Consider the following 26,476-nt stretch of genomic DNA (forward strand, 5'->3'; position numbering starts at 1 on the left):
TTTGCGGCGTGGATTATAGGGGATGAAAAAGTCCTAGTCCATAGCCAGATCAATCACTTGGCGACATTTTGTCCAATCTGGCCGCAAGTTCGTGATCCCTTTGGCATAAATAAAACAAAGCCCCGCATGGCGGGGCTTTGTCAGCAAGCGAGTCGTTACTCGTCGAGGAAACTGCGCAGCACTTCCGAGCGGCTCGGGTGACGCAGTTTGCGCAGAGCCTTGGCTTCGATCTGACGAATACGCTCGCGGGTGACGTCGAACTGCTTGCCGACCTCCTCCAACGTGTGATCCGTATTCATATCGATACCAAACCGCATCCGCAGCACCTTGGCTTCCCGGGCGGTCAGACCGGCCAGCACTTCGCGGGTCGCGTTGCGCAGGCTCTCGCTGGTGGCCGCATCGGCCGGCAAGGCCAGGGTGGTATCCTCGATGAAGTCGCCCAGGTGGGAGTCTTCATCATCACCAATGGGCGTCTCCATGGAGATAGGCTCCTTGGCGATCTTGAGCACCTTGCGGATCTTGTCTTCCGGCATGCCCATGCGCATGGCCAGCTCTTCCGGATTGGGCTCGCGACCCATCTCCTGCAACATCTGACGAGAGATGCGATTGAGCTTGTTGATGGTCTCGATCATGTGCACCGGGATACGGATGGTACGGGCCTGATCCGCGATGGAGCGGGTAATGGCCTGACGGATCCACCAGGTAGCATAGGTCGAGAACTTGTAGCCACGACGGTACTCAAACTTGTCTACCGCTTTCATCAGACCGATGTTGCCCTCCTGGATCAGATCCAGGAACTGCAAGCCACGGTTGGTGTACTTCTTGGCGATAGAGATAACCAGACGCAAGTTGGCCTCAACCATCTCTTTCTTGGCACGGCGGGCCTTGGCCTCACCGATGCTCATGCGACGGTTGATGTCCTTGATCTGGGCGATGGACAGACCCGTCTCGACTTCGATCTGTTGCAGCTTGCCGATGGCACGCAGCACGTCTTCATCCATCTCGACCAAGCGGGGCGACCAGGCTTTACCGGCTTGCTTCTGGTATTCGAACCAGGCGGTATCGCACTCATTGTTGGTGAAGGCAGCGACGAAGGTCTTCTTCGGCATCTTGGCCTGCTCAACGCAGAGTTTCAGGATGATCCGCTCCTGGATCCGAACCCGCTCCATCATCTCGCGCATGTTGTTGACCAAGCGATCGAACTGCTTGGGCATCAGGCGGAACTGACGGAATACGTCGGCCAGCTGCGCTATGGCAGCCTGGGTGTCGTCGTGGGCACGGCCATTGTTCTGGATAGAGAGGCGGGTGACTTCGTACTGGGCACGCAGCTCACCAAACTTCTCGCGAGCGACTTCAGGATCAGGACCTGTGTCCGCCTCATCGTCCGAGCTGTCGCCGTCTTCATCTTCGTCTTCATCTTCGTCTTCATCTTCGTCAGCGAGATCGTCTTCGCTGAGTTCGGAGCCAATATGGGTCGCTGTTGGCGCCACATCATCGGCTTCGTTAGGGTCGATGAAACCCGAAATGATGTCGGACAGGCGCAGCTGTTCGGCTTCAAATTTATCGTACTGTTCAAGCAGATAAGTGATGGCTTCCGGGTACTCGGCGACTGAGCTCTGTACCTGATTGATACCATCTTCGATCCGTTTGGCGATGTCGATTTCGCCTTCACGGGTCAGCAGCTCGACGGTACCCATCTCCCGCATATACATGCGGACAGGGTCGGTTGTGCGACCAATTTCAGATTCAACAGAGGCCAGTGCTTGGGCCGCTGCTTCGGCAGCGTCTTCGTCGGCGGTACCGCCTTCGGCCATGATAAGGTCATCGGCATCCGGTGCGTTTTCCACTACCTGGATACCCATATCGTTGATCATCTGAATGATGTCTTCGATCTGATCAGAGTCAACGATCTCTTGCGGGAGGTGATCGTTCACCTCGGCATAAGTCAGGTAGCCCTGTTCTTTACCTTTGGCAACGAGGAGTTTAAGCTGAGACTGCGGGGTTTGCTCCATAGAACTCATCCGGTTGGTGTTGCTAGGTTGCGCGAGCAATGCGCTGGTGCGCAAATAGCCAATTCTAATAGAAAACCGCCAGACATGCTATGTCTGGTTGCGGCGTCGGTCTGAGAAACCCCTGCCCGCTTTGTTTGTCGGGGCCAGGCGGTTATACGTTTTTGCATCTAGTCCCGTCGATTCGGGCAACAATCTTTATATTGGGACCAACCACTCAAATATCAAGCCCCGATATCATTTCTTTTCTCACTTTGTACCTCTCTGATCAACATCATCAGCTCCTGGGTCTCCTCGGCAGTGAGTCCCTGCTGGGCCACCTTAGCCTGTAGCTCTTCGATCCGCTGCTTCAAGAACTGGTTGATGAAGCCGACAAAGGTGTCTTGCAACTCCCCCAGGATATCAGGCTCACGTTCGAGCTGGATTTCGAACAAGTCATGCATGGCGAGCTGGGCAAGGATCTCCCCCTCTTTCGTACCACGCCAGTGCTCGAGCAATATGCCCGTGGTAATGCCGGGTTGCGCCAGGATTTGTTGATGCAGCTTGAGCAAAAAGCCAATGCCTTGCAACCTGAGCCCCGCCAGCTCCGGCATGGCTGGTAGTTCGGCGGTGATGCCTGGGTATTGCACCATGAGCGCCAGTGCCCGGCGCAGAGGGGTCAGCTTGCCCCGGTGCGGCTTAGCCTGCTCCACCTTGGATGGGGTATGGCGAGAGAATAGTTCGGTGATCCGCTGCTGGTTTTCCCCCCAGCGCATCATGCTGGAGAGTCGGGTTATGAGTCCCTCGCGGGTGAAGCCTTCCGGGACGCGACGGATCAGTTCGGCAGCCTTGTTGGCCACCTCGAACTTGCCCGCTTCGCCGGAGAGTGCCGCATCCCGGGCCAGGCGCTCAAACATGAAGTCTGCAAAAGGCTGCGCCTGATCCAGCAACTGTTCAAAGCCTTCTTTCCCTATCTGGCGCACCAGAGAGTCGGGGTCCTCGCCATCGGGCAGGAACACAAACTTTAGCTCACGGCCATCCTGCAGATGAGAGAGGGCGTTATCCAGCGCCCGCCAGGCTGCTTCACGTCCGGCCTTGTCACCGTCGTAACAGCAGACCACCTCGGCGGTGGTGCGAAACAGGGTATGAACGTGATCGCTAGTGGTGGCCGTCCCTAGCGCGGCCACCGCATAGTCGATGTCGAATTGGCCGAGGGCCACCACATCCATATAACCTTCCACCACCAGGATGCGGCGTACTTCTTTATGGGCCTGCTTGACCTCATAGAGACCAAACAGCTCGCGGCCCTTATGGAAGATAGGCGTCTCGGGAGAGTTCAAATATTTGGGCGTACCCTCCCCCAACACCCTGCCACCGAAGCCGATGACCCGGCCCCGCTTGTCCCGAATGGGGAACATGATGCGATCGCGGAAACGATCATAGCTGCCCGGACCGCTGTCACGGGGGATCAGCATGCCACCGGTGATCAACAACTGCTCATGATCCCGACTGGCACCAAAACGCCGCCTGACCTGATCCCAATCTCCCGGGGCGTAGCCAATGTTGAAGCGCTTGACCACCTCGCCGTTGAGCCCTCGTCCTTTGAGGTACTCCACCGCTTGTGGCGCACTCTTGAGGTTGCTCTCATAGAAGCGGGCAATCTGGTTCATCAGCTCAAACAGATCCTTGCTGACCGCAGGCTGGGATCCGGCAGCGCCACTGCCACTCTGCTCGCGGGGTACCTGCATGCCTTGCATGCTGGCAAGTTCATCAATGGCATCAGGGAATTCGAGGCCGTCATACTCCATGACAAAGCCAACGGCATTGCCATGGGCGCCACAGCCGAAACAGTGATAGAACTGCTTCTCCTGACTGACGGTGAAGGAGGGGCTCTTTTCGTTATGGAAGGGGCAGCAAGCCTGATAATTCTTGCCGGCCTTTTTCAGTCGTACCCGGGAGTCGATCAGCTCGACAATATCGGTACGAGCGAGCAGATCATCGATGAAAGATTGCGGGATCCGGCCTGCCATAACCATCCTGTTTCATGAGAGAAAAATAAAAAAAGCCGCGCATTCCCAGGGAAGCACGGCTTCTTTCGACCAACAAGGGCTCTGCCTATTACGCCAGGCGGGTTTTCACCAACGCGCTGACGGCACCGACATCGGCGCGTCCCTGAATTTTTGGCTTCAAGACAGCCATGACTTTACCCATATCGGCCATGACGGCAGCACCGCTCTGGGCGATGGCTTGCACTATCAGGGCTTCAATTTCGGCAGCGGTCAGCTGTTGCGGCAGGAACTCCTGCAGCACCTGGATCTCGGCGGCTTCGACATCGGCGAGATCCTGGCGACCAGCGGCCTCATATTGGCTGATGGAATCACGGCGCTGTTTGACCATCTTGGTCACGACAGCGAGGATATCCTCATCATTTAGCTCAATACGGGAATCAATTTCACGCTGTTTTATCTCGGCCATCAGCAAACGAATCGTCCCCAAGCGAGCCTTATCTCTGGCAAGCATGGCGAGTTTTTGTTGATCCTTGAGCTGATCTTTCAGAGACATGGCAGAAACTCTAATTAGTACAGGCGGATACGACGAGCGTTTTCGCGAGACAGCTTCTTGGCGTGACGCTTGACGGCAGACGCTTTGGCGCGCTTACGGATAGTAGTCGGCTTCTCGTAGAACTCACGGCTACGAACTTCAGACAGGATACCGGCCTTTTCGCAAGAACGCTTGAAGCGACGCAGAGCAACGTCAAACGGCTCATTTTCACGGACTTTGATTACTGGCATGTGCCTTTCACCTCAGTGATAAATTGTTAGCTGATCATCAGTCGATCAGCATGTCTTAAAATGGTGCGAAATTATACTCTGGACAGGGAATAAAAGTAAACCCGCAGAGATCGCTCTGGTTTAAAAAACCCGCGAAGGTTACCATAGCCGTCTCATTTTAGCAGTGAAATTTTTTAGCAATGCGTGTATTGGGCATAGAGACATCCTGTGACGAAACCGGGATCGCGATCTTCGACGATCAAAAAGGGATCCTTTCCCATCAGTTATACAGCCAGGTCAAGCTGCATGCGGACTACGGTGGCGTCGTCCCCGAACTCGCCAGCCGGGATCATGTTCGCAAGACGATCCCCTTGATCCAGGCGGCATTGCTGGAAGCTGGCCTTGGCAAGGATGACATCGACGGCATCGCCTACACCGCAGGTCCCGGGTTGGTCGGCGCCATTCTGGTCGGTGCGACCATAGGCCGCTCCCTGGCCATGGCCTGGGGCAAACCTGCCATCGCCGTGCATCATATGGAAGGTCATCTGCTGGCGCCCATGCTGGAAGAGACGGCGCCCGAGTTCCCCTTCGTGGCTCTGCTGGTTTCCGGTGGTCACTCCATGCTGGTACGGGTCGATGGCATTGGCCGTTACCAACTGCTCGGTGAATCCATTGATGACGCCGCCGGCGAGGCCTTCGACAAGACCGCTAAGCTGATGGGGCTTGATTATCCGGGTGGCCCCCTGCTCTCCAGGCTGGCAGAGAAGGGCGTCACCGGGCGCTTTAAGTTCCCGCGCCCCATGACCGATCGACCAGGGCTCGACATGAGTTTCTCCGGTCTCAAAACCTTCGCCGCCAACACTATAGCCGCGCAAGGGGATGATGAGCAGACCCGCGCCGATATCGCCCGCGCCTTCGAAGATGCCGTGGTCGATACCCTGGCCATCAAGTGTCGCCGTGCCCTGAAAGAGACGGGACTGAATCGCTTGGTCGTGGCCGGCGGTGTCAGTGCCAACCGCCATCTGCGCGCCCAGCTGGCCGACTTGATGGCTACTCTCAAGGGTGAGGTCTTCTACCCCCGCCCCGAATACTGCACCGATAATGGCGCCATGATTGCCTACGCGGGCATGCAGCGCCTCAAGGCTGGCGTGTTTGAACCACTGGAGGTCAAGGCGGTGCCACGCTGGCCGCTGGATACGCTGCAACCGGTTTGAATCACGCTGGCGGTACAGATGTAAGAAGGGGCCCCGAGGCCCCTTCTTACATCTGTTGCTTTACCGGCGATCCCTCACCGGCACGCCGCTAATTGCTGCGGAACAGCGCCTCGATAGAGAGCCCCTGCCCCACCATGATCTCTCTCAGACGACGCAAGCCCTCGACCTGGATCTGGCGAACCCGCTCCCGGGTCAGGCCAATCTCGGCCCCGACATCTTCCAGGGTGGCAGGCTCATAACCGAGCAAACCGAAACGGCGTGCCAGCACCTCGCGCTGCTTGGGATTCAGCTCCTCCAGCCAGTGGACTATGCTGCTGCGCATGTCATCTTCCTGGGACTCCAGCTCGGGGCCCATGCCACGCTCATCGGACAGCACATCGAGCAGCGCCTTGTCGCGATCCCCACCTATCGGGGTATCGACCGAAGTGATCTTCTCGTTGAGCTTGAGCATGCGATTGACGTCGGCGACCGAGCGATCCAGGGCAAAAGCGATATCTTCGGCCGTGGGTTCATGGTCGAGGCGGTGAGACAGTTCACGGGCGGTACGCAGGTAAACGTTGAGTTCCTTGACCACGTGAATGGGCAGGCGAATGGTACGGGTCTGATTCATGATGGCCCGTTCTATGGTCTGGCGGATCCACCAGGTGGCATAGGTCGAGAAGCGAAAACCCCGTTCTGGGTCAAACTTTTCCACGGCACGGATGAGGCCGAGGTTGCCCTCTTCAATCAAATCCAGCAGCACCAGGCCACGATTGTTGTAGCGTCTGGCAATTTTGACCACAAGGCGCAGATTGGATTCAATCATGCGTTTGCGAGCCGCCTTGTCGCCGCGCAGGGCACGACGGGCGTAATAGACCTCTTCTTCGGCGGTGAGCAAGGGAGAGAATCCTATCTCTCCCAGATAGAGCTGGGTGGCATCCATCACCTTGTGCAGATCCGGCGCCAACAACTCTTCGGAGATAGACTCCTCGGTGTCGGCTGTCGCCGTCTCTGTCACTTCAGCCTCTTCAACCTCCAGCTCCTCATCGAACTCTGCATCCTGCATAACCAGTTGTTCTTGGCTCATGGTGTGTCTCCCTGACCTGAACCAGAGTTAGCACTACGCTCTGGGGTTAACGCTTTGGCAAGTATCCCATTGGATTGATCGACTTGCCTCGGTACCGGATTTCAAAGTGCAAGCGCACATCCGGCGCATCCGTGCTTCCCATATCGGCAATAACAGCCCCACCCTTGACCACATCTCCTTCCCGGACTCGCAGCGCATCGTTGTGTGCATAGGCCGAGAGGTAGTCGTCGTCATGTTTCAGGATGACAAGCTTGCCATAACCTCTTAATGCGCTTCCGGCATAGACCACTTTACCGCCACTGGCGGCGTAGACGGGTTGCCCCTTCTGGCCAGCGATGTCTATACCCTTGTTTCCCTGTTCAGCGACAGAGAAGCCTTCGACTATCCGACCCTGAGCGGGCCAGTGCCAAGCGAGGCGCGATGATGAGGCATTGTTATTGTTCTGTGTGACACTGTTGTTATTTTGTACTGAGGTGCCAGCGTATGCTTTTGGAGCAGGCTGGGCAACGCTTTTATTGGTCACAAATGCGCTGGTCGTACCTGTGCTGACCGGGGTGGTCGCAGTGCTGGTTGGGCGGCTGCTTGCCACCGCCATGGTGGTACCGGATGCGGCTGCCGAACCGCCCACATTGAGGGTCTGGCCGACGTTCAGGTTGTAGGGCGCACTCAAGTTATTACGCTGTGCCAGGGTCTGATTGGCGACACCAAACTGGCGGCCTATGCTGCTCAGGGTGTCACCACGGCGCACCTGATAGGTACGCGCGGCGCTCCCGCTGCTGGTACTGCTGACCATCACCGGACTGCCTTCGGCGCCATCCAGCCGGATCACCTGGCCTGGATGTATGTTATAGGGCGCACCTATGCCATTCAGGTTGGCCAGGGAGGGCACGTCGCTACCCGCATTGAATGCGATGGAGTAAAGGGTGTCGCCACGCTTGACCGTGTAACTGCGCCCCGAAATCGTCGGTTTGCTTGTGCTTCCCTGCCGGCTTGGCACCGCACGCACCGAGCCATCGCTTGACAACCCCTGTACCGGCGCTGGGGTTGTGCTGGAAGAACAGGCTGCCAACAAACCGGATAAGAGGGTAACGGCACACCCCCGCCATAAATGCCCATTCATAAAAATATCCTTAACGACTAAACCAGAAATAGGCCGCGACAGCCAGGGCGATACAGATCCAGCCAAGCAGATCGACATAGTGCATCAGCTTTTGCTCCATCCGCTCACCACCCCAACGCATCAACCCCGCCACCAGGAAGAAACGCATGCTGCGCCCGATGAGAGAGGTGATGATGAAGGGGATGAGTGCCATATGAAGCAACCCTGCCGTCACGGTAAATACCTTGTAGGGGATGGGGGTGAAGCTGGCAATGAAAATGACCCAGATCCCCCATTGTTCAAACCAGTGCTGGGCCAGGACAATCTTGTCCTGATAACCGACGGAGACCACCAGAGGCTGCACCACGGGATCCCAGAGTGCATAACCCAGACCATAACCCACCACGGCCCCCAACACAGAGAAGAAGGTCGCCAGGGCCGCGTAATGCCAGGCTTTGTGGGGCTTGGCCAGCGCCATGGGCGCCAGCATCACATCAACCGGAATGGGCCAGAAGATTGACTCGATGAAGGCGGTGATCGAGAGGTAATAGGGGGCATATTTATGGCGGGCCCACTGCATCACCAACACATACAGGCGAGAAAACAGCTTCACTCAACATCTCCGTCAATAAGGGGCACAAAACGCACCGGCTCCAGGACTCGACTGGTCAACTGGGAACCGTTGCGTTCGATAAGTTGCAGGGTCTGATGACTGTCCCCTACCGGTAAAATCATGCGGCCGCCATCGGCCAGTTGATCGGTGAGGGCGGTCGGCACTTCACTTGCCGCCGCGGTCACCAAAATGGCATCAAAGGGCCCCTTGCTCGGCCAACCGAGCCAGCCATTGCCATGTTTGGCCGAGACATTGTGCAGATCCAGCTGCCTGAGCCTGCGTCTCGCCTGGAACTGCAAGGACTTGATCCGCTCTACCGTATAGACCTGTTCAACCAGGTTGGCGAGCACCGCAGTTTGATAACCAGAGCCAGTGCCAATCTCCAGCACATGGGCCGGATCGTTTTGCATCAGCAGCTCTGTCATCCGCGCCACCATGTAAGGCTGGGAAATAGTCTGCCCCTGGCCAATGGGCAGGGCGGTATTATCCCAGGCCTTATGGGCCATGGCCTCGTCCACAAACAGCTGGCGTGGCACCTTGGCGAGCGCGGCGAGTACACGAAAGTCGCTGACGCCCTGGGCAATAAGCTGATTTAAAAGGCGCTGTACTATCACACCTTCATCCCTGTTGTTCCAACCATGCCCCCAACCCGGCCAGACTGCCGTGAGCAGTCATGTCGATGGTCAAGGGAGTAATAGAGACATAGCCCTGTTCGACAGCCGCAAAATCCGTGCCCTCGCCCGCATCTTGTTGCGAGCCGGGCGGGCCAATCCAGTAGATAGTCTGGCCGCGAGGATCCTGGGCGCGGATCACTGACTCGGCCCGGTGGCGATTGCCGAGCCGGGTGATCTTGATGCCCTTGATCTCGGCGAGGGGCAGGTCGGGCACATTGACGTTGAGGATCTGATTGGCCGGCAGCGGAAACTGCATCAAGCCTTTGACCAGCTGGACGGCATAGTGAGCGGCCGAGGCAAAATGCGTCCGGCCCACCAGGGAGATCGCCAGGGAGGGGTAACCCAAGTGGCGCCCCTCGGTCGCCGCAGCGACCGTGCCCGAATAGATGACATCGTCACCCAGGTTGGCACCGTGGTTGATCCCGGCCACCACCATGTCGGGTTCGGGGCGTACCAGTTCGTTGACCGCCAGGTGCACGCAGTCGGTCGGCGTGCCCTTGACCGCATGATAACCGGTTTGCGGGATACAACTGACCCGCAAAGGTGTCTCCAGCGTCAGGGAGTGACTCGCACCGCTGCGATTGCGATCCGGCGCGACCACTATCACCTCGCCGCAGCTGCGCAGCGCCTCGCTCAAGGCATGAATGCCCTCGGCATGAACACCGTCATCGTTACTCACCAGAATGCGCATCTGTGCTCTTCCTGAAACCATCAAACAAGGGAGGGCCGAGAGGCCACCGCTGCCACGTCGTTATTCCACAGAGGGCGCATCATTGCCATCTGCCTGATTCCTGACCCCATGATCGGCCTCTTCAGCCTGCATCAATTCGCGCACCACGCTGGTCGCAAAGGCGCCGGCCGGCAGGAAGAACGAGAGGGTCAGGGCCTCGGCATCCAACGTCCAGCTCATGGATTCCGGCTTGAGCAAGAGCGGACGTCTGTCCTGATCCAGCCCGGCCTTCTCCAGGCCATCACACCAGTCGTGATAAGGGGCTAACGCCGCCTGTTCAAATTCGGCGGCGGCGCCCTGGCTCGCCAGACGGCCACGCCCCCACTGAGGGGCGGTCAGCTGCACGTCGCCTGAGGCCAGACGCGCAGCCAGTTCAGGGGTCACGCTCTCTTCACTGAAGATGGAGTGGCTGCCCTTGAGCATCACGCAATCCCCGGCCAGCAACTCGCTAGCCAATCCCTGCTCGACGCGGGCGCTGACGATAACATTGAACAGCATGCTGCGCGCAGCAGAAAGGTAAAGAGAACGCTTGTTGCGATCCTTGATCCGTTTGCCGGCAAACATCGCCTTGGCCGCGTCCAGATTGCTGCCACCCCGACCGAAGCGCTGCTCACCATAGTAGTTCGGCACCCCCTGCGCGGCGATGGCCTGCAGGCGAGACACCAGACTGTCAGCTTGCTCCAGAGCAGTCAGACGCAGACGAAAGTGGTTGCCCTTGAGGTAACCGACCCGCAGCTTGCGGTTGTGGCGCTTGGCCTGCAGGATCTGGATGCTGTCGCTCTCGATCACCGACAGGTCCGGCGCACCTTTGCCCGGCAGGTGAATACCGAACCACTGCTCGGTCACCGCATGGCGATCTTTAAGGCCAGCCCAGGTCACCGCATTGCGATTGACCCCGGCGGCATCGGCCAGCAAGCCCGCCACCCAGGCAGTGTTCTCGCCCGTCTTGCGCACTCGCACGAAGATATGTTCCCCCTCGCCGCAAGGCTCGAAGCCGAGATCCTCGACCACCACGAAATCACTGGCCTGGGCCTTGAGAATGCCACGGGCCTCTGGGGTACCGTGCAGATATGCGAGTTGTTGCGACATTATTGTTTCACCAGTAAGACGACGGCTTCGGTGGCTATGCCTTCCTTGCGCCCCGTAAAGCCCAGTTGTTCGGTAGTGGTCGCCTTGACGTTCACCCGGTTCAGTTCACATTGCAGATCGGCGGCCAGTACGGCGCACATGGCCTCGATATGGGGCGCCATCTTGGGGGCCTGAGCAATGATGGTCACGTCCAGATTGCCGATGACATAGCCCACCTGCCGTACCCGCACAAAGACATCCCGCAGCAGGATACGGCTATCAATACCTTTGAATTGCGCCGCCGTATCGGGGAAGTGGCGGCCAATATCGCCGGCACCTATGGCACCGAGCAGGGCATCGCTCACCGCGTGCAATACCACGTCGCCATCCGAGTGAGCCAGCAACCCCTGTTCATAGGGCACGGCGACACCGCCCAGCATGCAGGGGCCAACCCCGCCAAACTTATGTACATCAAAACCGTGACCGATGCGGATCATGCTTGACGCCCTCCTGACATGCAGGGGCCTGCCCCATCAAACTCATGTACATCAAAACCGTGGCCGATGCGGATCATGCTTGACGCCCTCCTGACATGCAGGGGCCAGCCCCATCAATCTTATGTACATCAAAACCGTGGCCGATGCGGATCATGGCTGCTCCTTACTCCTAGTGGCCAGCTCGTCTTGCTGCTGGCGTAAAAACAGCCCGGCCAGGGCGAGATCCTCGGGCCGGGTCACCTTGATATTGTCGGCACGCCCTTCAACCATGCGTGGCACATGCCCGGCCCGCTCCATGGCTGACGCTTCGTCAGTGATGAGGGCACCTAGCGCCAGCCCCTCCTCCAGCGCCCCTTTGAGGGCTCGGGTCGCAAACAGCTGGGGGGTGAGCGCATGCCAGAGAGCTTCCCGTGGCACGGTGGCGATGATGTTGCCCGCCTCGTCGCTGCGCTTCATGGTGTCGCGCACCCGGGAGCCAAGAATGGCACCGTCCGGGGTCAGACCAACCGCAAGCAGCGCATCGATATCCGCCGAGGTGAGACAGGGACGGGCAGCATCGTGGACCAGTACCCAGTCACTCTGCACCTGATGCAAGGCATTGAGTACCGAACGAGCACGATCACTGCCGCCGGATACCCGCAGGATACGGGGATCCCGAGCCAGCGCCAGGGTCTCGAACCAACGGTCATCGGGGGCCAGTGCCAGCACTATGTGGGTGATAGCCGGATGGGCCAGCAGCCGGAGCAGGCTATGTTCCAAAATGGTCTTGCCAGCCAGGGACAGGTACTGCTTGGGGTACTCGGCCCCCATGCGGCTACCTATGCCGGCAGCAGGCACCACGGCCGTCAAGCCGAACGGCGCCGGGGGACAGTTATTCATCATCGTCGCCGCCAGCAGGCTCATCCTTCTTGTTTGGAATGATCCGGTAGAAGGTCTCTCCCTGCTTGATATAACCGAGATCGTTGCGCGCCAGCTCTTCGATGGCTTCAAGGCCCGAAGTAAGATCGTCAATCTCACGATAAATCAGACTATTACGATCTTTAAGCGCCAGGTTGTCCTGCTCTTGCTGATCGATGGCATTGGACATTTCATGGTAATCGGACAGGCCGTTTTTCCCCAGCCAGAGGTGATATTGCAAGCCCCCCAACAGGAGGAACAGGATCAGGGTGAATAGCCGCATGCACTGGGTCTCCTTCCAAGCGGCCTAGTTTCCCATATTCGTGGGAAAGACAAAAGAAAGCAGATGCATCTTGGCCCGACCGCTGATGAAAAGCGCCAGCTTGGCGCTAAAAATAAAAAAGCCCCGCCAGATGGCGGGGCTTTCAACAGCGTGACGCTGAAGTGCAGCCAGAAATTACTGACCTTTCACTTCTTTCAGACCGCGGAACGGAGCCTTGGCACCCAGGGCTTCTTCGATACGGATCAGCTGGTTGTACTTGGCAACACGGTCAGAACGGCTCATGGAACCGGTCTTGATCTGGCCAGCAGCAGTACCTACCGCCAGGTCGGCGATGGTCGCGTCTTCGGTCTCACCGGAACGGTGGGAGATGACGGCGGTGTAGCCAGCGTCTTTGGCCATCTTGATGGCAGCCAGAGTTTCGGTCAGGGAACCGATCTGGTTGAACTTGATCAGGATGGAGTTGGCGATGCCGTTGTCGATGCCGCGCTTGAGGATCTTGGTGTTGGTTACGAACAGGTCGTCACCCACGATCTGGATCTTGCTACCCAGCTCTTTGGTCTGGTAGGCAAAACCGTCCCAGTCGGATTCGTCCAGGCCATCTTCGATGGAGACGATCGGGAACTTGGTGGTCAGGTCGGCCAGGTAGTCAGAGAACTCGTTGGAGGTGAAGATACGGCCTTCGCCCTTCAGGTTGTACTCGTTCTTCTCGGCGTCATAGAACTCGGAAGCGGCGCAGTCCATGGCCAGGGTGATGTCGCTACCCAGCTTGTAACCAGCAGCAGCAACGGCTTCGGCGATCACTTCCAGCGCTTCGGCGTTGGATTTCAGGTTAGGCGCGAAGCCACCTTCGTCACCAACAGCAGTCGCATAACCTTTGGACTTCAGCACCTTGGCCAGGTTGTGGAAGACCTCGGCACCCATGCGGATGGCTTCTTTCAGGGTCTTGGCGCCAACCGGCTGGATCATGAACTCCTGGATGTCGACGTTGTTGTCGGCGTGCTCACCACCGTTGATGATGTTCATCATGGGCAGCGGCATGGAGTAAACACCCGGGGTACCGTTCAGCTCGGCGATGTGAGCGTACAGCGGCAGGCCCTTGGCAGTGGCGGCGGCTTTGGCGTTGGCCAGGGAGACGGCCAGGATGGCGTTGGCGCCAAACTTGGATTTGTTCTCAGTACCGTCCAGATCGATCATGATCTGGTCAATAGCGGCCTGATCCTTGGCATCTTTACCCAGCAGCGCTTGGGCGATCGGGCCGTTGACGGCTTCGATGGCTTTCAGCACGCCTTTACCCAGGAAACGGCTCTTGTCGCCGTCACGCAGTTCCAGCGCTTCGCGGGAACCGGTGGAGGCGCCAGACGGAGCGGCTGCCATACCAACAAAACCACCTTCCAGATGCACTTCGGCCTCAACGGTCGGGTTACCACGGGAGTCGATGATTTCACGACCGATCACTTTAACGATCTTGGACATGTGTATTTCCTCAGGTTTCGTAAAAAAACAACAAAAGGCATTTCAAAAAAAGCGGTTGTGGCACATTGCCTCAACCGCGTTTGATTTTCAATTACTTCAAATTGCGCTTCTGATACTCACCAGCGGCCTTAACAAAGCCTGCAAACAGGGCGTGACCATCACGGGGAGTCGAGGTGAACTCCGGGTGGAACTGCGCCGCCACGAACCAAGGGTGATCCGGGATCTCGATAATTTCCACCAATTTCTTGTCGGCGGAGAGACCGGTCACTTTCAAACCCGCCGCTTCAATCTGCGGCAACAGCTTGTTGTTCACCTCATAACGGTGGCGGTGACGCTCGTATATGGTCGGGCTGCCGTACATCTGACGCACCTTGGAATCTTCGACCAGGTGGCAGAGCTGGGAACCCAGACGCATGGTGCCACCCAGATCGGATTTCTCGGTACGAGTCTCGACATTGCCCTCTTCATCAACCCATTCGGTGATGAGGCCGACGACCGGATAAGCGCAATCTTTCTTGAATTCGGAGGAGTGAGCCCCTTCCAGGCCAGCGACGTTGCGCGCAAACTCGATCAGCGCGACTTGCATGCCGAGGCAGATACCCAGATACGGGATCTTGTTCTCACGGGCATACTTGGCGGCCAGAATTTTACCTTCCACGCCGCGCTCGCCGAAGCCACCCGGGACCAGGATAGCGTCCAGGCCTTCCAATTGCTCTGCACCGCGGGTCTCGATGTCCTGAGAGTCGATGTAACGAATATTGACCGACAGCCGGGTCTTGAGACCACCGTGCTTGAGTGCTTCGTTGACGGACTTGTAGGCATCGGGCAGGGAGACATACTTGCCCACCATGCCGATGGTCACTTCGGCAGTCGGGTTGGCTTCTTCATAGATAACCTGTTCCCACTCGCACAGATCCGCCTCTTTGCACACCAGACCGAAACGCTCGATGAAGTAGTTGTCGAGGTTCTGGGAGCGCAGCAGGGCCGGGATCTTGTAGATGGAGTCGACGTCCTTCATGGAGATGACGGCGCGCTCCGGCACGTTGCAGAACAGGGCTATCTTGGCACGCTCGTTGGCCGGAATGGCACGGTCGGAGCGGCAGATCAGCACATCCGGCTGGATACCGATGGAGAGCATCTCCTTGACGGAGTGCTGGGTCGGCTTGGTCTTGACCTCACCGGCAGCCGCCAGGTAAGGGACCAGGGTCAGGTGCATGAACATGGCGCTGTCGCGACCCACTTCTGCCGCCAGCTGACGCAGGGCCTCGAGGAACGGCAGGGATTCGATGTCGCCCACTGTGCCGCCCACTTCGACGATGGCCACCTGATGGCCTTCGGCACCGGCAATCACCCGCTCCTTGATGGCATTGGTGATGTGCGGAATAACCTGGATGGTGGCACCCAGATAATCGCCACGGCGCTCTTTACGCAGCACGTCGGCGTAGATACGGCCTGTGGTGAAGTTGTTGCGACGGGTCATCTTGGTGCGGATGAAACGCTCGTAATGGCCCAGATCCAGATCGGTCTCGGCCCCGTCCTCGGTTACGAACACTTCACCGTGCTGGGTCGGGCTCATGGTGCCCGGATCCACGTTGATGTAGGGGTCCAGTTTCATGATGGTCACATCCAGACCACGGGCTTCCAGAATGGCTGCCAGAGAAGCTGCGGCAATGCCTTTGCCGAGGGATGAAACAACGCCACCAGTTACAAAAATATATTTTGTCGTCATGCTGAACCTGAAAGAAGTTTAGGGATTTTTAAGGGGTGCTTCGGGGATGAAGCAGGACGGGGAAACAGTATACCAAAACCCCCTCTCCCAAACAATGAACAAAAATCTATCAGGCCCGGGCACCGCACGCCTTGCGCCAAATCAACTTTGCTCGGTTTGCTTGGCTTTGTCCCAGGCGGCATCGAGTTTTTCCAGGGAACAATCGGTCATCTTGAGCCCTTCTGCGGCGATAAAGTGCTCAACTTGGCGAAAGCGGCGCTCGAACTTGGCATTGGCGCCACGCAGCACTTGTTCGGGATCCTTGCCCAGATGACGGACCAGATTGACGGTGGCAAACAGCAGATCGCCGAGCTCGTCGCTGACCCTCTCCTCGTCCACATCCGCCATCAACGCCTCTTCCATCACCTCGTCGATCTCCTCGTGGATCTTGTCTACCACGGGGCCGAGGGTCTTCCAGTCAAACCCCACTGTGGCGCAGCGTTTCTGGATCTTGGCGGCCCGGGTCAGGGCCGGCAGGGCGAGGGGGATATCATCGAGCACGCTCGACTTATCCAGCGCCGCACGCTCCTTGGCCTTCTCCGCCTCCCAGTTCAGCTTGACTGCCTGTTCGTCATTCAGGTCTGCATCGGCGAAGACATGAGGATGACGGCGAATGAGTTTTTCGCTCACCGCCGCAACGATATCGGCGAAGTCAAACAAGCCCTGCTCCTTGCCAAGCTGGGCATAGAACACCACCTGGAACAACAGATCCCCCAGCTCCCCTTTCAATCCCTGCCAATCCTGAGTCTCTATCGCATCGGCCACCTCATAGGCCTCCTCCAGGGTGTGGGGCACTATGGTCTGGAAGCTCTGCTTGAGATCCCAGGGACAACCGCCCTGCGGGGAGCGCAGTTGAGCCATTATTTCGAGCAGTCGGGGCAGGTCGTAGCCTTGGGTATTGGACATGGGGTCTTCGCTTTCGATTCGTCAAAAGAGTGACCGGCCACACGGGCCGGTCAGCGGAGTTTAGAGGCGCTTGGCGCTGATCACGTCGTTGAGCTGGCTGAGCTTGGCCAGGGCGCGGTTGAAGGCGTTGATGTTGTAGATCTCCAGCTCCATATCGATCTCGGCGGTCTGATCCTTGACGTTGGAGCGTGAACGCACCCCCATCACGTTGATCTTCTCGTTGGCGAGCACTGTGGTGATGTCGCGCAGCAGGCCGGATCTGTCGTTGGAGAGGATGCGGATGGTCAGGCCGTAGCCGCCGGAGTAGTTCTCGCCCCAGACCGCATCGATAAGTCGCTCAGGATTGCGGCGAGACAACTCTTTGAGCTGCTCGCAGTCATCCCGGTGGATCGAGACGCCACGGCCCATGGTGATGAAGCCCTGGATGGCGTCTCCGGGGATCGGTTGACAGCAGCGGGCGATGTGGGTCATCAGATTGCCCACCCCTTCCACGACGATATGATCCTTGGGCTTGGTGCGGAAGGGCGTATTGGCCTTCTGCTCCAGCTTCGCCAGCAGGCGGCGATCTTCCTCTTCCGCCGATGGCTTGTTGTAGCGGGTATCGAGGTAATTGAGCAGCTGGTTGATGCGGATATCACCGCTGCCAATGCCCGCCAGCAAATCGTCGAGCTCTTCGGCGTTGAAGCGCTCCAGCGCCTGCTTGTCCACCTTGGAGAGGGTCAGGTTATGCCTGTCCAGCTCTTTATCGAGCAGCTCCTTGCCGGCGGCGACATTCTTGTCCCTGTCCAGCTTGCGGAACCAGGTGGCGACCTTGGCGCGGGCCCGGCTCGAACGCAGGAAACCGGCATTGGGGTTCATCCAGTCCCGGCTCGGGTTCGGCTCCTTCTGGGTGATCACCTCGACCTGATCCCCGGTCTGCAAGGTGTAAGTAAAGGGCACTATCCGGCCATCTATCTTGGTGCCGATGCAGCGGTGGCCGATCATGCTGTGCACGTGATAGGCAAAATCGAGAGGCGTGGCGCCCGCCGGCAAGTCGATGACATCCCCTTTCGGGGTGAACACATAGACCCTGTCCTCGAACACCTGACTGCGCAGATCTTCGAGCAGGGAGCCGCTCTCGGAGAGATCCTCCTGCCAGGCGAGCAGCTTGCGCAACCACTCGATCTTGTCTTCGAAAGTGGTGGTCTTGGCAACCTGGGCCCCTTCCTTGTAACGCCAGTGGGCCGCGACGCCGAGCTCGGCATCCTGGTGCATCTGGTCGGTACGGATCTGGATCTCCACCGCCTTGCCCTCGTTGCCCACGACCACCGTGTGGATGGACTGATAGCCGTTGGGCTTGGGGTTGGCGACATAGTCGTCAAATTCACGGGGAATATGGTGGAAGTGAGTGTGTACTATGCCCAGCGCCGCATAGCAGTCCTGCAACCGCTTGGTGACGACCCGCACCGCGCGCACGTCAAACAGTTCGTTGAATTCGAGGTGCTTCTTCTGCATCTTGCGCCAGATGCTGTAGATGTGTTTCGGACGGCCATAGACCTCGGCCTCGACCCCGGCCTCTTGCAAGGCATCGCGCAGGGATTGTACGAATTCGCGGATGTAGCGCTCGCGGTCCAGGCGCTTCTCGTCGAGCTGCTTGGCGATCTGCTTGTAGGTCTCCGGGTGCAGGTAGCGAAACGCGAGATCCTCAAGCTCCCACTTGAGCTGACCTATGCCGAGCCGATTGGCGAGCGGTGCATAGATGTTGGTGATCTCCTGGGCCATCAGCACCCGGGTCTCTTCATCCGCCAGCTTGGCTTCGCGCAGACAAGCTATCCGCTCCGCCAGCTTGATCACCACGGCGCGCACGTCCTCGACCATGGCGAGCAGCATGCGCCGCACATTGTCGACCTGCTCCGGTGAGGTCTCGCTGCGATGCAGGGTCTGCAAGGAGCGGATGGCCTCCATCTCCAGCACCCCTTCCACCAACTTGGCGATCTTGGTGCCGAAATCCTCTTCCATCCGGGCCGCCGGGATAAGGCCGGTCTCGACGAAGGGGTAAAGGATGGCGGCCTTGAGGGTGGCGACGTCCATGTTGAGCATCATCAAGATGCCCACCATTTCCACGCCGCGCACCAACAGCCGGGAAGTAAGCCCCTCCTCGCCCTGACTCACGCAATACTGGTATACGGTTCGCAGCTGGTCTTTCTCAGCTTCCCCGAGGGAGAGGGAACGTATCCACTCATCCAGGGTGAAGTTGTCTTTCAAATGAATATCGCGAACCGCAACCATGGTATCAATCCTTAATTATTGGGGCCCAGGCTGACGCCTGCCCCCGCACTTTGACGAGACTCGCCTCAAATGGGGATGCAACAACCGAATTTCAAGCCGGAGATACTGCCCGGCTGTGGTTGTCCTCCTTGGCGAGGTATCAGATTACTGCAATCACCCCAGCTCGAACAACGCCATGGATTCGAGATGGCCTGTGTGCGGGAACATATCCAGCATGCCGAGTTGACTCAGGCGATAGCCCCCCTCGATCAGCACCTTGCTGTCCCGAGCCAGGGTGACCGGATTGCAGGAGACATAGACCACCCGCTTAGGGGAAAGTTTCACTACATGCTCCATCACGGCCAAGGCGCCGGGGCGAGCGGGATCCAGCAGCACCAGATCGAAGCCTTCCCTCGCCCAGGACATGCCGGCGATATCGCCGCTCAAATCCGCCTTGTAGAAGCGGGCATTGCCAATACCGTTGCGCTCGGCGTTCTGAGTGGCGCGCGCCACCATGGCAAGATCCCCTTCCACCCCGACCACTTCCCGGGCCTTGCGAGCCAGCGGCAGGGTGAAGTTGCCTATGCCACAGAACAGATCCAGCACCTTGTCCCCGGCCCCCACCCCGAGCCAGTCGATGGCCTGGGCCACCATGGCCTGGTTGATGCCACCATTGATCTGGATAAAATCACCGGGAGCGAATGCAAGAGCCAGGCCATCTAGTTGATAAGAGGGGGCAAACCGCTGACTTAGCGCTTCTATCTGCTCATCTGCCGCCTGCAGATAGAGGTCGATGCCATGCTCCTCGGCAAATGCCAGCAACAGGGCGCGATCCATCTCGTTTGGCCGACCGGTGTGACGCAGCAACATGAGCACTCCCTGCTCAGCCTGGATCAGCTCTACGTGGCCCAGTTCGCGCTGACTCTTGAGCCCGTTCAGGCAAGCGCGCAGCGGGGCAATCAACACCGAGAGGGGGTCTGCCAGCACAGGGCAGCTGCCTATCTCGACCAGGTCGTTGGACTGGCGACGGCGAAAGCCAAGCCGGGTGCAGCGGCCATTCTTGTCAAACTTGATGGCCAGGCGACAGACCCGGCGGTAGGCACGGGACTCCCCTGCCAGGGCGGGGGCCAGCTCAGGGGCCTGGATGTTGCTCAGGCGGGAAAAGAGGCTAACCAGCCCGGCCTGTTTGGCGGCGAGCTGATCGGCACCGCTCAGATGCTGGGCGTTGCAGCCACCACACTCGCGATAATGGCCACAGAAAGGCACGATACGGTTCTCGGCCGGGCTCACCACCTGCTGCAAGATCGCATGCGCGTACTGTTTCTTGTCCTCGGTGAGGCGTACCTTGACCCGTTCACCGGGCAGGGCCCCTTCCACGAAGACGGCTTTCCCCTGATGACGGCCGATGCCGACGCAGTGGTGGTCCAGATTGTCTACCGTAATTTCAATACGTTGGAGCTGGGTGGATTTCTTTTGGGGCTTGAAAAACTGGGCCATAAAACTTGGTGCCTATAGGTGGCTATGTCATGATTGTGGAATCTGCAGCAGGCTATTGTCCCACAAGAATAATAGTATGACCAAATCCGGCCTGCGGGCCCGCGCACCGTCGCTCACCCTCTTGCCTACCCGGCGCTTCGGGGGACTATTCCCATGACCAAATCCGGCCTGCGCGCTCATGCCGTGTCATTGACAATCTCGCCCACCCTGCTCATCGGAGGACCATCCGCATGACCAAATCCGGCCTGCGCGCTCATGCCGTGTCATTGACAATCTCGCCCACCCTGCTCATCGGGGGACCATCCGCATGACCAAGTCCGGCCTTCGCGCTCATGCCGTGTCATTGACAATCTCGCCCAGCCTGCTCATCGGGGGACCATCCGCATGACCAAGTACGGCCTTCGAGCCCGTGTCGTGTCATTGACAATCTTGCCCAGCCTGCTCATCGGGGGAGCATCCGCATGACCAAGTACGGCCTTCGAGCCCGTGTGCTGGCCTTTACCATATTGCCGACCCTGATCATTGGCGGCCTGATGGCGGGTTATTTCACCTTCCACCGCTATCAGCAGCTGGAAAACAATCTCATCGATCAGGGCATCAACATCATAGAGCCCCTGGCCATCGCCAGTGAATATGGCATGACCCAGCACAGTCGTGAGTCCCTCAAACGGCTGATTGGCCTGACTCACCGCAAGAACTCACCGCTCATCAAGTCCATCGCCGTCTTTACCCAGGACAACCAGCTGTTCGTGACGTCCAACTATCACCGCGACTTCACCCGGCTGCGGCTGCCGGATGGCAGCACCATACCCGAACTCACCAGCGTCACCCTCTATGGGGACGACATCATCCTGCGCACCCCGATCCAGGCCGAAACCAGCCTGGATGGCTTCCCGCTGCCCAGCGATGTCGAGCCCCCCGTCATTGGCTATATCTCGATGCAGATGACCACCGACAGGGCCATGATCTTGCAATATCGCGATACCTTCTTCGCGGTGGTCATGGTGCTGATCGGCCTCGCCGTCAGTACCCTGTTCGGCTTCCGACTGGTCAAGAGCGTGACTCAGCCCATCACTGACATGGTGAAGGCGGTGCACAAAATCAGGGAAGGGCGGCTCGATACCCGGGTCAGCGGCCAGCTTACCGGTGAGCTGGACATGCTGAAAAATGGCATCAACGCCATGGCCAAGGCGCTCTCCGAATATCACGAGGAGATGCAGCAGAATATCGATCAGGCCACCTCAGACCTGCGGGAAACGCTTGAACAGATAGAGATCCAGAACGTCGAGCTCGACATGGCCAAGAAGCGGGCTCAGGAGGCGGCCAGGGTCAAATCCGAGTTCCTCGCCAACATGTCTCACGAGCTGCGCACCCCGCTCAATGGGGTCATCGGCTTCACCCGCCAACTGCTCAAGACGGCGTTGACCCCGAGTCAGACCGACTACATGCAGACCATAGAGAAGTCGGCCCGCAACCTGCTCGGCATCATCAACGACATCCTCGACTTCTCCAAGCTGGAGGCGGGCAAACTGCAACTCGAGCATATCCCGTTCAGCCTGCGCGACACCCTCAACGAGACCATGCACCTGCTCGGCCCGAGCGCCCACGACAAGCAGCTCGAGCTCTCACTGCGCGTCGATACCGAGGTGCCGGATCATCTCACCGGCGATCCCATGCGGCTGCAACAGGTGATCACCAACCTGGCAGGCAATGCCATCAAGTTCACCGAGCAGGGCAACGTGGATGTCCACATCAGCCAGAGCGGCCCCCTGCACCAAGGCACATTCCGCCTCAATGTGCAGATCCGCGACACCGGTATCGGCATCTCGCCGGATCAGCAGCGCCAACTGTTCCAGGCCTTCAACCAGGCCGACTCCTCCATCTCCCGACGTTATGGGGGCACCGGCCTGGGCCTGGTCATCACCCAGAAACTGGTGCAGCAGATGGGCGGCCTCATCCGCTTCGAATCCGAGCTCGGACAGGGCTCCGTATTCACCTTCAGCCTGGATCTGGAAGTCTCGCCCCTGCCCCAGGCCGATCAGCTGCCGCTGGACCGCATCCGTGGCAGACGCGTCTGGTTGCTGGAGGCGGATCCCTTCGCTCAGGCCTCTCTGTGCGCCCTGCTGAAGGAGTGGCTGCTGGATGTCGTGCTGGTCGAGCCCAATGCCCCCTGGCCCACCATCACCGACCAGGACATAGTGGTGATCGGCAGCAGCCAGCGCCACAGCACAGAATCGGTCTTGGCCCGCCTTGACGATCTCAAGGGGCAGCAGAATCGCATCGTGCTACTGAGCAGCCACGAGCCGGCGTTGTATGAGAAGATGCACCAGCATGGGGCCCAACATTGTCTCTCCAAGCCCATCAATCACCGCAAATTGCTCCATGCCCTGCTCTCCCCAGAGGCGGTCAGCAACGCGCCTTTGGCACTGCCCCAGATCCCGCCCCGCCAGATTGAGGACATCAGGGTGCTGGCGGTGGATGACAATGCCGCCAACCTCAAACTGATTGCCGCCATGCTCAAGGAGATGGTCAGCCAGGTGGTGCTGTGCAAGAACGGCAAGGAGGCGGTCAAGCAGGCCCAGAGCCAGGGCTTTGACATCATCTTCATGGACATACAGATGCCGATCATGGATGGCATCAGTGCCACTCAGGTGATCCGCAGTCAGTCCCTCAATACCGAGACTCCCATAGTGGCGGTGACGGCCCACGCCATTCCGGGGGAGCGCGAGCGCCTGATCCGCCAGGGCATGGACGACTACCTGGCCAAGCCCATCGACGAAGGCATGCTGGCTCAACTCATCAAGGACTTCGCCCACAGGCGTCACCAGAGCAGTACCATCCAGCAGATAGACTGGACCCTGGCCGTGCGCCAGGCGGCCAACAAGCCTGAACTGGCCAAAGAGATGCTGACCATGTTGCTGATAAGCTTCGACGAGCTGGATCCCCTGCTGGATGCCGCCATCCGGGGGGAGGCCGAACAGCAGCAGGTGCTGGATCAGATCCATCGGCTCAATGGCGGCTGTGCCTATTCCGGCGTGCCAGGCCTGCAGCGTCTGCTCTCCCAACTCGAGCAGCAGTTGCGTGATGGCACCGTCCTGGCCGAACTGGAACCCGAGTTACTGGAGTTGCAAGACGCCATCGAGCAGGTGCGTGCCGAAGCGCCCCGCTACCTTTAAGGGAAGCTGGCGCAGTCCTGGCCGCTTTTTCTGACGCCACCTCCGGCAAGTGGTACAGTTGCCCGCTTTTTTACAGGAGTCATCATGACCAACAACGATATATTGCGCCGCCTGCGTTATGCCCTCAGCATCAGCAACGACCAGATGGTCGAGATGTTTGCCAAAGGCAACCTGCCCGTCGATCACGCCCTGCTGCACAGCTGGTTGCTCAAAGAAGCCGCCGAAGGGGAAGAGCAGGAAGCCGGTTTTGTCGCCTGCCCTGACGCTGCCCTCAGCCAGTTCCTCGACGGCATGATAGTCGTGCGCCGTGGTGTACGCGAAGACGCGCCGCCCCAGCAGATCCCCAACCGGATCAACAACAATCTTATCTTGCGTAAATTGCGCATCGCCTTGAATTTCAAGGAAGATGACATGCTGGCAACCCTCAAGGCCGCCGACTTCAAGCTCTCCAAATCCGAGCTGAGTGCCCTGTTCCGCTCCAAGGATCACAAACACTATCAGGATTGCGGCGATCAGATACTGCGCAACTTCCTGCTTGGCCTGACTGCGCAGCTGCGCGGCTGAGTCATGGCTGCGCCGTCGCTCCCCCACCAGATCCGCTCCCTGGGGTGGAGCGCGGCGCCGCTCTCTCCCCTTGTACTCTGCTGTAGCCTCCTGCTGGTGCTCCTCGTCCTGCAAGGTTGCAAACCCGCCCACTATCGGCTCGAACACCAATATCAGAGCGCCAGCCAGGATGGCCGCATCGCCTTCCTGATCCTGCACTACACGGATGAAGATGATGACCACTCCCTGCGCCTGCTCACCCAATCCCCCTACAAGGTCAGCGCCCACTATCTGGTGCCCCGCGCCCCGGATCGCAGCCCCCTGCCCATCTATCAGCTAGTACCGGACAGCCAGCGCGCCTGGCATGCGGGCCGCAGTCGCTGGCACAATCAGGCCGGGCTTAACGCCAGCTCGCTGGGTATAGAGATAGTGAACCTGGGCTACGACACCAAGGAGGCTCAACTGCCGATTGATGCCCGCCACTGGCAAGCTTTCACCGAGGCACAAATCGCCGCCGTTGGCGCGCTCAGTCAAGATCTTGTTGAGCGCTATCACATCCCCCCGACCCATGTGCTGGCTCATAGCGACATAGCGCCGACCCGCAAGCTGGATCCCGGCCCTCGTTTCCCCTGGCGGCGCCTCTCTCTGGAGTACGGGGTGGGCGCCTGGCCCGATGAGGCGCGGGTGGCGGTATTGAACGCCGAGCTGGAACAGGCTCCCCAGGGGCGCTGGGATGCCGCACGCTGGCAGCAGGCGCTTGCTCGCTATGGCTATGACCTGCCCCAGAGCGGTGATTGGGATGCCCAAAGCCGGGATGCCCTGCGCGCCTTTCAGCTCCATTTTCGCGCGGCCAGGGTCGACAGCGAACCCGACAATGAGAGTCAGGCCATCCTCATGGCCCTGCTTGAGAAGTACCATCCAACGCCCCCCTGAGTCGCGAGTCATGGCCCTGCTTGAGAAGTACCATCCAGCGCATCCCTGAGTCGCGAGTCAGGTCATCTCCCTGATGGCCCTGCTTGAGAAGTACCACCCAGCACATCCCTGAGTCGCGAGTCAGGTCATCTCCCTGATGGCCCTGCTTGATAAATACGACCCGGTGCATCCCTGATGCCGAGCGCCAGACTAGCTCCAGCCCTGCCCTCCCCCAAAAAAGAAACCGCCAGCGGGATAGCCCGCTGGCGGTTCATCGAGAGACATGCTGTGGCCGATTGAGGGTATCAGACGCTGGCGCGCGCCTCCTGCATCAGGACGCGCATGTCGGCGACCGCCTTGGCCAGACCATCGAAGGCGGCACGGCCTATGATGGCGTGACCAATGTTGAGCTCATAGATCTCGGGGATGGCGGCGATGGCCTGAACATTGTGGTAGTGCAGACCGTGGCCAGCATTGACCTTGAGTCCTTTATCGGCGGCATAGGAAGCCCCGGCGGCGATGCGCTTGAACTCGGCGCAGCGCTCACTGTCGGTGGGAGCATCGGCATAGCGGCCGGTGTGGATTTCGATAAAGGGAGCACCACTCGCCACGGCCGCGTCTATCTGCTGATAATCCGCATCGATAAACAGCGATACCTTGGCACCCACCTCACTCAGCCGACGCACCGCATCGGTGATTTTATCGAGCTGACCCGCCACATCCAGACCGCCTTCCGTGGTCACCTCGGTGCGCTTTTCCGGCACCAGGCAGACGAAATGCGGCTTGATACGGCAGGCGATCTCGATCATCTCCTCGGTCACCGCCATCTCCAGGTTCATTCTGGTCTGTATGGTCTGACGCAGGATCTCGACATCACGGTCGGTAATGTGGCGTCTGTCTTCGCGCAGGTGAACGGTAATGCCATCTGCCCCTGCCTGCTCGGCGACGAAGGCGGCCTGCACCGGATCCGGGTACTGGGTGCCCCGGGCGTTACGCAGGGTGGCAATGTGGTCTATGTTCACGCCCAGATAGATATCGCTCATTAACAACTCCT

General features: G+C 58.9%; 23 protein-coding genes. 4 read left to right on the forward strand and 19 right to left on the reverse strand.

Annotated elements, in window-relative coordinates; all coding sequences use genetic code 11:
* Window positions 1-155 precede the first annotated feature (155 nt).
* The 4 genes from rpoD to rpsU form a co-directional block, all read right to left on the reverse strand.
* Window positions 156-2,051 carry an RNA polymerase sigma factor RpoD gene (gene rpoD, locus KYK33_RS16560; RefSeq protein WP_259270203.1) on the reverse strand — a complete coding sequence of 632 codons (1,896 nt, stop codon included), beginning with the start codon at window positions 2,049-2,051 and terminating at the stop codon, window positions 156-158.
* A 182-nt stretch (window positions 2,052-2,233) separates the two neighbouring features.
* On the reverse strand, window positions 2,234-4,018 hold the full coding sequence (gene dnaG, locus KYK33_RS16565) for a DNA primase (RefSeq protein WP_224431222.1): 1,785 nt from the start codon (window positions 4,016-4,018) through the stop codon (window positions 2,234-2,236).
* An 88-nt stretch (window positions 4,019-4,106) separates the two neighbouring features.
* On the reverse strand, window positions 4,107-4,550 hold the full coding sequence (locus tag KYK33_RS16570; RefSeq protein WP_042042993.1) for a GatB/YqeY domain-containing protein: 444 nt from the start codon (window positions 4,548-4,550) through the stop codon (window positions 4,107-4,109).
* A gap of 14 nt (window positions 4,551-4,564) precedes the next feature.
* On the reverse strand, window positions 4,565-4,780 hold the full coding sequence (rpsU, locus tag KYK33_RS16575) for a 30S ribosomal protein S21 (RefSeq protein ID WP_005309452.1): 216 nt from the start codon (window positions 4,778-4,780) through the stop codon (window positions 4,565-4,567).
* 179 nt (window positions 4,781-4,959) lie between these two features.
* Here rpsU and tsaD point away from each other — a divergent pair, with 179 nt between their 5' ends.
* Window positions 4,960-5,973: a tRNA (adenosine(37)-N6)-threonylcarbamoyltransferase complex transferase subunit TsaD gene (gene tsaD, locus KYK33_RS16580; protein WP_042042992.1), complete on the forward strand. Its 1,014-nt coding sequence runs from the start codon at window positions 4,960-4,962 to the stop codon at window positions 5,971-5,973.
* A gap of 88 nt (window positions 5,974-6,061) precedes the next feature.
* On the opposite strand, the gene rpoS is transcribed toward tsaD, so the two are convergent.
* The 14 genes from rpoS to rlmD all read right to left on the reverse strand — a co-directional run bounded on the left by rpoS (window position 6,062) and on the right by rlmD (window position 20,791).
* On the reverse strand, window positions 6,062-7,039 hold the full coding sequence (rpoS, locus tag KYK33_RS16585) for an RNA polymerase sigma factor RpoS (protein WP_042042991.1): 978 nt from the start codon (window positions 7,037-7,039) through the stop codon (window positions 6,062-6,064).
* 46 nt (window positions 7,040-7,085) lie between these two features.
* A complete protein-coding gene (locus KYK33_RS16590) occupies window positions 7,086-8,159 on the reverse strand; it encodes a peptidoglycan DD-metalloendopeptidase family protein (protein WP_224431223.1) in 1,074 nt (357 codons plus the stop codon).
* Window positions 8,160-8,169: 10 nt separating this feature from the next.
* Complete coding sequence (locus KYK33_RS16595; RefSeq protein ID WP_224431224.1) at window positions 8,170-8,751, reverse strand: YqaA family protein; 582 nt, start codon at window positions 8,749-8,751, stop codon at window positions 8,170-8,172.
* The gene (locus tag KYK33_RS16600; protein ID WP_042042988.1) at window positions 8,748-9,365 is read right to left on the reverse strand and encodes a protein-L-isoaspartate(D-aspartate) O-methyltransferase; all 618 of its coding nucleotides are present in this window, start codon (window positions 9,363-9,365) and stop codon (window positions 8,748-8,750) included. The genes KYK33_RS16595 and KYK33_RS16600 overlap by 4 nt, the downstream gene beginning before the upstream one ends.
* A 4-nt stretch (window positions 9,366-9,369) precedes the next feature.
* Window positions 9,370-10,116, reverse strand: a complete 747-nt coding sequence (surE, locus tag KYK33_RS16605; protein WP_042042987.1) for a 5'/3'-nucleotidase SurE — start codon at window positions 10,114-10,116, stop codon at window positions 9,370-9,372.
* 60 nt (window positions 10,117-10,176) lie between these two features.
* Window positions 10,177-11,244 (reverse strand): tRNA pseudouridine(13) synthase TruD, encoded by a 1,068-nt coding sequence (gene truD / locus KYK33_RS16610; RefSeq protein ID WP_224431225.1) that lies wholly within the window; start codon window positions 11,242-11,244, stop codon window positions 10,177-10,179.
* Window positions 11,244-11,720, reverse strand: a complete 477-nt coding sequence (gene ispF, locus KYK33_RS16615; protein WP_224431226.1) for a 2-C-methyl-D-erythritol 2,4-cyclodiphosphate synthase — start codon at window positions 11,718-11,720, stop codon at window positions 11,244-11,246. The genes truD and ispF overlap by 1 nt, the downstream gene beginning before the upstream one ends.
* A gap of 150 nt (window positions 11,721-11,870) precedes the next feature.
* Window positions 11,871-12,602, reverse strand: a complete 732-nt coding sequence (ispD, locus tag KYK33_RS16620; RefSeq protein ID WP_224431227.1) for a 2-C-methyl-D-erythritol 4-phosphate cytidylyltransferase — start codon at window positions 12,600-12,602, stop codon at window positions 11,871-11,873.
* A complete protein-coding gene (gene ftsB, locus KYK33_RS16625; protein WP_042042983.1) occupies window positions 12,592-12,900 on the reverse strand; it encodes a cell division protein FtsB in 309 nt (102 codons plus the stop codon). Before ftsB ends, ispD begins: the two co-directional genes overlap by 11 nt.
* 174 nt (window positions 12,901-13,074) lie before the next feature.
* On the reverse strand, window positions 13,075-14,373 hold the full coding sequence (gene eno, locus KYK33_RS16630) for a phosphopyruvate hydratase (protein WP_042042982.1): 1,299 nt from the start codon (window positions 14,371-14,373) through the stop codon (window positions 13,075-13,077).
* Between the two features lie 91 nt (window positions 14,374-14,464).
* The gene (pyrG, locus tag KYK33_RS16635) at window positions 14,465-16,102 is read right to left on the reverse strand and encodes a glutamine hydrolyzing CTP synthase (protein ID WP_042042981.1); all 1,638 of its coding nucleotides are present in this window, start codon (window positions 16,100-16,102) and stop codon (window positions 14,465-14,467) included.
* Between the two features lie 141 nt (window positions 16,103-16,243).
* Entirely contained in the window at window positions 16,244-17,047 is an 804-nt protein-coding gene (gene mazG / locus KYK33_RS16640) for a nucleoside triphosphate pyrophosphohydrolase (RefSeq protein WP_224431228.1), read from the reverse strand.
* A 60-nt stretch (window positions 17,048-17,107) separates the two neighbouring features.
* A complete protein-coding gene (gene relA, locus KYK33_RS16645; protein WP_224431229.1) occupies window positions 17,108-19,315 on the reverse strand; it encodes a GTP diphosphokinase in 2,208 nt (735 codons plus the stop codon).
* Between the two features lie 153 nt (window positions 19,316-19,468).
* Complete coding sequence (gene rlmD / locus KYK33_RS16650; protein ID WP_224431230.1) at window positions 19,469-20,791, reverse strand: 23S rRNA (uracil(1939)-C(5))-methyltransferase RlmD; 1,323 nt, start codon at window positions 20,789-20,791, stop codon at window positions 19,469-19,471.
* 461 nt (window positions 20,792-21,252) lie between these two features.
* On the opposite strand from rlmD, the gene barA reads away from it, so the two are divergent.
* The 3 genes from barA (at window position 21,253) to KYK33_RS16665 (ending at window position 25,443) form a co-directional block, all read left to right on the forward strand.
* On the forward strand, window positions 21,253-23,967 hold the full coding sequence (gene barA / locus KYK33_RS16655) for a two-component sensor histidine kinase BarA (protein WP_224431231.1): 2,715 nt from the start codon (window positions 21,253-21,255) through the stop codon (window positions 23,965-23,967).
* A gap of 84 nt (window positions 23,968-24,051) precedes the next feature.
* Window positions 24,052-24,531 (forward strand): YehS family protein, encoded by a 480-nt coding sequence (locus tag KYK33_RS16660; protein WP_042042974.1) that lies wholly within the window; start codon window positions 24,052-24,054, stop codon window positions 24,529-24,531.
* Between the two features lie 3 nt (window positions 24,532-24,534).
* Window positions 24,535-25,443 (forward strand): N-acetylmuramoyl-L-alanine amidase, encoded by a 909-nt coding sequence (locus tag KYK33_RS16665; RefSeq protein ID WP_318010401.1) that lies wholly within the window; start codon window positions 24,535-24,537, stop codon window positions 25,441-25,443.
* Window positions 25,444-25,727: 284 nt separating this feature from the next.
* Here the strand turns inward: KYK33_RS16665 and pdxJ are convergent, their stop codons facing one another.
* On the reverse strand, window positions 25,728-26,465 hold the full coding sequence (gene pdxJ, locus KYK33_RS16670) for a pyridoxine 5'-phosphate synthase (protein WP_042042973.1): 738 nt from the start codon (window positions 26,463-26,465) through the stop codon (window positions 25,728-25,730).
* Window positions 26,466-26,476 lie beyond the last annotated feature (11 nt).

The organism is Aeromonas rivuli, assembly GCF_020149575.1.
GTDB classification, from domain to species: Bacteria; Pseudomonadota; Gammaproteobacteria; order Enterobacterales; family Aeromonadaceae; genus Aeromonas; species Aeromonas rivuli.

Bases quoted from the DNA above. Each gene is read 5' to 3' on its own strand.
- dnaG (WP_224431222.1), bottom strand. From the start codon at position 4,018: ATGGCAGGCCGGATCCCGCAATCTTTCATCGATGATCTGCTCGCTCGT.
- KYK33_RS16570 (WP_042042993.1), bottom strand. From the start codon at position 4,550: ATGTCTCTGAAAGATCAGCTCAAGGATCAACAAAAACTCGCCATGCTT.
- rpsU (WP_005309452.1), bottom strand. From the start codon at position 4,780: ATGCCAGTAATCAAAGTCCGTGAAAATGAGCCGTTTGACGTTGCTCTG.
- tsaD (WP_042042992.1), top strand. From the start codon at position 4,960: ATGCGTGTATTGGGCATAGAGACATCCTGTGACGAAACCGGGATCGCG.
- rpoS (WP_042042991.1), bottom strand. From the start codon at position 7,039: ATGAGCCAAGAACAACTGGTTATGCAGGATGCAGAGTTCGATGAGGAG.
- KYK33_RS16590 (WP_224431223.1), bottom strand. From the start codon at position 8,159: ATGAATGGGCATTTATGGCGGGGGTGTGCCGTTACCCTCTTATCCGGT.
- surE (WP_042042987.1), bottom strand. From the start codon at position 10,116: ATGCGCATTCTGGTGAGTAACGATGACGGTGTTCATGCCGAGGGCATT.
- truD (WP_224431225.1), bottom strand. From the start codon at position 11,244: ATGTCGCAACAACTCGCATATCTGCACGGTACCCCAGAGGCCCGTGGC.
- ispF (WP_224431226.1), bottom strand. From the start codon at position 11,720: ATGATCCGCATCGGTCACGGTTTTGATGTACATAAGTTTGGCGGGGTT.
- ispD (WP_224431227.1), bottom strand. From the start codon at position 12,602: ATGATGAATAACTGTCCCCCGGCGCCGTTCGGCTTGACGGCCGTGGTG.
- ftsB (WP_042042983.1), bottom strand. From the start codon at position 12,900: ATGCGGCTATTCACCCTGATCCTGTTCCTCCTGTTGGGGGGCTTGCAA.
- eno (WP_042042982.1), bottom strand. From the start codon at position 14,373: ATGTCCAAGATCGTTAAAGTGATCGGTCGTGAAATCATCGACTCCCGT.
- pyrG (WP_042042981.1), bottom strand. From the start codon at position 16,102: ATGACGACAAAATATATTTTTGTAACTGGTGGCGTTGTTTCATCCCTC.
- mazG (WP_224431228.1), bottom strand. From the start codon at position 17,047: ATGTCCAATACCCAAGGCTACGACCTGCCCCGACTGCTCGAAATAATG.
- relA (WP_224431229.1), bottom strand. From the start codon at position 19,315: ATGGTTGCGGTTCGCGATATTCATTTGAAAGACAACTTCACCCTGGAT.
- rlmD (WP_224431230.1), bottom strand. From the start codon at position 20,791: ATGGCCCAGTTTTTCAAGCCCCAAAAGAAATCCACCCAGCTCCAACGT.
- barA (WP_224431231.1), top strand. From the start codon at position 21,253: ATGACCAAGTACGGCCTTCGAGCCCGTGTGCTGGCCTTTACCATATTG.
- KYK33_RS16660 (WP_042042974.1), top strand. From the start codon at position 24,052: ATGACCAACAACGATATATTGCGCCGCCTGCGTTATGCCCTCAGCATC.
- KYK33_RS16665 (WP_318010401.1), top strand. From the start codon at position 24,535: ATGGCTGCGCCGTCGCTCCCCCACCAGATCCGCTCCCTGGGGTGGAGC.
- pdxJ (WP_042042973.1), bottom strand. From the start codon at position 26,465: ATGAGCGATATCTATCTGGGCGTGAACATAGACCACATTGCCACCCTG.